5 protein-coding genes are annotated in these 5,509 nt (G+C 36.5%); all 5 read right to left on the bottom strand.

What is annotated here, in order from left to right:
* Positions 1 to 550: 550 nt before the first annotated feature.
* Positions 551 to 1,312, bottom strand: a complete 762-nt coding sequence (locus tag HGC4_RS04185; RefSeq protein ID WP_050708871.1) for a hypothetical protein — start codon at positions 1,310 to 1,312, stop codon at positions 551 to 553.
* A 27-nt stretch (positions 1,313 to 1,339) separates the two neighbouring features.
* Entirely contained in the window at positions 1,340 to 2,086 is a 747-nt protein-coding gene (locus HGC4_RS04180) for a hypothetical protein (protein ID WP_050708870.1), read from the bottom strand.
* Between the two features lie 15 nt (positions 2,087 to 2,101).
* Positions 2,102 to 2,914 (bottom strand): hypothetical protein, encoded by an 813-nt coding sequence (locus tag HGC4_RS04175; RefSeq protein ID WP_185099943.1) that lies wholly within the window; start codon positions 2,912 to 2,914, stop codon positions 2,102 to 2,104.
* A 736-nt stretch (positions 2,915 to 3,650) separates the two neighbouring features.
* Positions 3,651 to 4,403 (bottom strand): hypothetical protein, encoded by a 753-nt coding sequence (locus tag HGC4_RS04170; RefSeq protein ID WP_050708868.1) that lies wholly within the window; start codon positions 4,401 to 4,403, stop codon positions 3,651 to 3,653.
* 57 nt (positions 4,404 to 4,460) lie between these two features.
* A complete protein-coding gene (locus tag HGC4_RS04165) occupies positions 4,461 to 5,225 on the bottom strand; it encodes a hypothetical protein (protein ID WP_050708867.1) in 765 nt (254 codons plus the stop codon).
* Positions 5,226 to 5,509: the final 284 nt, after the last annotated feature.

Below are 5,509 nucleotides of genomic sequence, written 5' to 3'. Positions count from 1 at the left end.
TCTCTAATATTTCAACGCACTTATCCAAACTTAAATCGTTAAAATTAAGCTTATTATCAACAAATAATGATGCTGATTTGATAGTTAAGTGTGCCGTAAGAGTCTGCATAAATCGTTTATAAACATTTATTTACTGGCACAAAGATATGTATTAAAATCATATTTCAAATATGGTAAATCTAATTCTTATTTGGAAAATAGCTTAAGATATTTGCCTTTCATCTTCTTTTCAAATTTAACACACGCAAGTAATTGAATTGCAATAGTTATATATAAAACAAATTACATCATAAATAAAATCTATTTCTATATTTTTCAGATAAGACAACAAAAAAACAAAAGCTTATAATCACATATATAGAGTAATAAGATAATAAAGGAGCAATTACAAGAAACGATAAACAGTAAGAATAATTTATAGAAACAATATCTCATTAAAATATCCCTAGAAGCTATTTAACAGTTAAAGCACAGATCTAAGATCCAAAAAACAAAGCAGGTATATACTCTAAAATTGAATATACACCTGCTTTAAAATATACTTATATCTCTAAATTGAATACAAAATAACCTGAGGCATAAGATCGGGACGTGCTGCATTATTTATAAGCTCCCATTGAAGAGCCCCTACCGTACCATCTGTTCCGATCACAGGACGGATCAAGACCTCAATCTCTTCATTTACCGCTCTGTCACCTAAATATAAAGAAGTGGTAAAAGTAAGAACATCGTTTACCGTACCTGTCATATAATATTCGATCTGATCAAGATAAGCAGTAGTACCCTTCTTTCTGACATAAATATAACCACTAAGAATATGACGTAACGAAACATCGAGCCTATTATATCCCCACCAACGGAGAGTAAGTAAATATTTTCCTTTTTGAGGGATAACAATTGGCTGATTTGTAGCCAATACCGTTATTGTATTATAATAGAACTTCTGTCCAGCCGTAGTAGCTCTATACGATTTGGCGTATGATGCAGGCTGCTCTGTCCAACTCGCTATACCATTAGCATCCGACTCTAATACCTTTGCCGACATGGTAGAACCATCGTTAATCCGTAAAGCATCATTTGCACCCTTTACGATTTCCAGTTTCACCGACGGAGTAAGTGTTCCCACCCCCATATTGCCTGCGGAAGTTATCACTACATCATTCAATATCTGGTCAGCCGTAGGTGTTGCCGCATTATCACTCGCTGCATCCACGTGAAATATCGATAAAGGACGTTCTGTATTTATCCCGATCTGTGCATAAGCAAGACCGAATGATAGAAGCAATAAAAAAGTTAATCCTACTTGTTTCATAATTTACTTAACTTAATGGAAGAATATTTATACGCGATAAAAGAATACGGTAGTCAAACTAAGATCCAGAGTCCATGTACCAGCCGTTTGCGGTTTCATCACCAAATATATCTTATCGCCTACCGCCAGATCGAGTGCCCGAAGTACGGTATATGTAGAGAATTTTTTACCGCTCAAACATTCCATATACATTTCTATCGAGTCAATACCCATAGTAGCGGTATTTACAGTATTCTTATGCAGATAGAAATATCCGCCCGTACGTCCCAATGCACCGGTATATGTAGCAGACATTCTCACCATAACAATATAGCTTCCCTGCTCGGTTATCGGAATATAATTCAACTTGTTGCTAAAAGTCATTGTATAAAAAGAGCCTGTTGCCATAGCACCCGTAGGAGCTGTAAGCGAAAGTTTATACCCTCCACTACCTTTTAGCATACCCCATCGGGCATATCCATTAGCATCGCCCAACAAAACCATACCATCACCTTCGCCACCGTCTACCATTTTTAGAGTGCCATAAGCCGCATCGGAAGTAATATCTACCTTTGCCAATCCAACTGATGGCTGTGTAGCTTTACCCAACACCAGCGAACCGTTGGCATCTACCATCACATCGTTCTTGAAACGATTTGCCGAAGTGGTTGCATTATCAGCCCCTCCGTCAATGTAAAATATGCCTTGCGGATTTTTAGTATTTATTGAAACCTGAGCTATAGTGATAGAAGACATCAAAAGCGACAAACCTAATAGAGTTATATATTTTTTCATTCGTTTTTCTTGTTTTCAAATATTATAGACCATTATACTCGGATAATAAATAGTTGCTGTTGTTTGCCCTGCACTCAACCCTGCACCTGTTGCCCAATTGTAGCCATCATCGGGTCGGAGTCTTAAAAACATGACATAACCTGCGGGAAGGTTAGAGGCAAAAAAACTTACGGTAAACGAAAAACGGGTGGTACTCCCTCCCACTCCCGTAACTGCAGTATAATAAGTAGTCTGATCGAGAACAGTAGCCGTAGTTGCATTTACATACCTACATAGCTGAATAGTGGCTGCCGACATTAGCTTCGTACCGATAGGCAAAGCATCTAAAGCTCCCCACCATCGCAAGGTAAATACATAGTTACCTGCTCGGGGTATTGTTATACGGCTATATCCAGCAGAATTAACTTCTACGGGAAGTTCCGTAAATACATTTTTGGTGAATGTTCTTGGTGTGGCACTATAATATACAATACCATTGGCTATGGGTTTATCTTTCCATGTACCCCTACCCTCGGTATCTGAGAAAAAGTATTTGTTAACACCCTGCGATCCGTCTGCCAAACGAAGTGGCTTAAGTGTGCCATTGGATGTATCTATATGTAGCTTTGCCTTCGGTTGTAGTACACCAACACCAACATTGCCCTGTTTATCAATCACCACATCATCTGCTGCTTCGGCAACTATTGCCCCCGTAGACGATGTATTGTTTCCTTTACCATCAATGTGCAATACACTACCGGCATAGGGTATTCGGGTATTTATTCCTACTTGACCAAACAGTGAGACTGAAATAATCAGTACATACCCTAATAGAATTGTTTTCCTCATTTTGTCGTTCTCATTCATTAAATACGTTCTCTCTCTAAATAAAACAGAGAAGGACAATCACTAAACCTCGCAACTGAACACAGTTTACCCATAATCAAAAAACATTAAGCCCAATAGTTCCCCAACCAATGGTACAACAGAGGTACTATAAAATGTATAATTAGTGCAGATACAGATATAACTACAATAATAAACACACAATTTTATGTGACCTCATTTTTTTATGTCACAATAGAATATGATTATGATATATAACAATACTCGTACACTGTCTCACACGATTGGATACAGCAACTTAATTTGCGATAGTTAAAATTCAGATTTTTACAAACAAAAGCGTCAGTGAATAGTGTTGTCATTTTCAGTGATAAAAAAAATGTTAATTTCCCGTTTAACAAATGCAAAGATAATCCTTTTATTTAAAATTCTGACAAAAAAGGATTATTACTCTCAATTAATGAAAAAACACCTTCCATTTTAACAATTAAAACAATTAAAATCTAATTAACTGCTCTTTTTTTACACAATTATGTTGTAAAACCAACTAGATTTTAATACTTTTGCACACACGCAATAATATCGAAACGAAAAATTGCACTACGGACATAGTTATGCCATAGGTAACGCCTCGGTTACAAAAGAAAATTGAACGACAACAAAAGAAACAACAACCTATCAATACTTTTGATAGGTTTGTTATTTTATACAATATACCAATACAATAAGGACTTCTAGCCTAATAAGCAATAACTTTCATGCCTTTAGTAAATTCCATCCCATCGGGCTTAATTATGCCAAATTCGGAAGTTGTTCCATGCAACATTCCTGACGAAGCAGTGGGTCTGAAAAATATCATCCTTATTTTATCCCCGGCTGCAAATTTATACAAAACGGGAGGTACATGAACAGTTTCAACATATCTATCGATACCCGGACCCGAAATCAAATATCTTGAACCTGCCAGACTTGTCCAACTACTTGTATTAGCATTATAAAGCTGTATTACAACATTAAGGGTAGCTAAATTTTTAGCTATACTGGTTATATCAGCCAGAGTTGTAGCAATAGCGCTACCCACCCTATAATTGATATAGCCACTCAATTCGTAAGTGCCTGCTTCTTCAAAAGTAAATGTATTGTCGCTATTCAATACCATAATATTGTTGGACTTAATATCACTCTGAGCCCATGCCACTATAATAGGTTCGGCTTGATTAAAGCTATCAGCCACGCTTCCGTTAGGTGCATATAACTGATTTGTACCCGACTGTATAAGAAACAATTTAGCCGGCACATAAGCCGCTGTACCCACGTGTCCCTCATTATCTACAACAAGTATTGTAGCATTAGTTAATGGAGGAGTATCGGTTATTATCATATCTCCTTGGACATGAAGTGTGGACTGCGGATTCTCGGTATTAATACCCACCTGAGCATTAATTATACTTGTAAACAAAAGACAAGTAATAAGTAATTTTATTTTTTTCATTTGATGAAATATTTTGTAGTGATATACTTTATATTCTTTTAGTTAGTGTTTTATGAATCAGTTACTACTATTGATAACTTTTAAGCCTTTGGTAAATAGTAATCCTTCGGGCTTTTGGATACCCAATTCGGAAGATGTAGCGTGTGGGGAAGCAAAGTTGGCTAGAGGTCGGTAAAAAACTACACGTATTTTATCGCCCGCTTTAAAATTATAAGCTACAGAGGGAATCATAATCGTTTCGGGATATTTATCAATACCAGGACCCGATGTTAAGTATCTAACACCTGCTATATTACGCCAACTGTTTGTGGCTGCCTCGTACAACTGTATAGTGACATTGAGCGCAATAAGATTAACAGCAATAGAAGACACTTGAGCCAAAGTAGTTGCCACTTTAGCTCCTGCCCTATAATTGATATAACCACTCACTTCGTAGGTGCCTATTTTATCGAATGTAAACGAATTATCAGCACTATTGAATGTCATTATATTATTACTTATAATATCGCTATTACTCCATTCTACAATTATGGGGGTAGCATTATTGAAACTAGCAATAATCGGGTCGGTGGTCGCATATAACTGATCGTTTGACGACTGTACAATCATTGCTTTTGTTGTTTTCTGAGTGGTGTATACACGCCCCTCATCGTCTATGCCCAATGCTGTGGGATTAGAAAGAATAGGCGTATTTGTCACTCTCAAGTCTCCTTCAACATGAAGTGTAGCTTGCGGATTGGTTGTACCAATACCTACCTTTTGTTGAGCATTAAGAGTGTTCACAAATAATAGGCAAACCAATATTGTCTTGAATGTTTTCATTACTATTGTCTTTTGGGGTACTTTATATTTTATTGATTGGATTTTTCGGGGCACAACATCACTATGTAATCGACACCAATTACATGAAAAAATTGTGTTTAGGAAATGTAAAGACGTGAGAACGCATCTCAAAAAATATTTTCCGAGATTTATTTGTTTAAAATAAAAATGATTAGTTAGCTGTGTATAGTCTCTCTCTCTCTCTCTCTCTCTCTCTCTCTCTCTCTCTCTCTAATATTTCAGCACAATTAACCAAACCTAAATTGTTAAATTTTAGATCATTA

It is taken from the genome of Dysgonomonas sp. HGC4, from assembly GCF_001261715.1.
Lineage (GTDB): Bacteria > Bacteroidota > Bacteroidia > Bacteroidales > Dysgonomonadaceae > Dysgonomonas_A.
Note: the sequence above shows the minus strand (reverse complement) of the source record. Positions and strands in the feature narration are given on the sequence as shown.

Bases quoted from the DNA above. Each gene is read 5' to 3' on its own strand.
- HGC4_RS04185 (WP_050708871.1), bottom strand. From the start codon at position 1,312: ATGAAACAAGTAGGATTAACTTTTTTATTGCTTCTATCATTCGGTCTT.
- HGC4_RS04180 (WP_050708870.1), bottom strand. From the start codon at position 2,086: ATGAAAAAATATATAACTCTATTAGGTTTGTCGCTTTTGATGTCTTCT.
- HGC4_RS04175 (WP_185099943.1), bottom strand. From the start codon at position 2,914: ATGAGGAAAACAATTCTATTAGGGTATGTACTGATTATTTCAGTCTCA.
- HGC4_RS04170 (WP_050708868.1), bottom strand. From the start codon at position 4,403: ATGAAAAAAATAAAATTACTTATTACTTGTCTTTTGTTTACAAGTATA.
- HGC4_RS04165 (WP_050708867.1), bottom strand. From the start codon at position 5,225: ATGAAAACATTCAAGACAATATTGGTTTGCCTATTATTTGTGAACACT.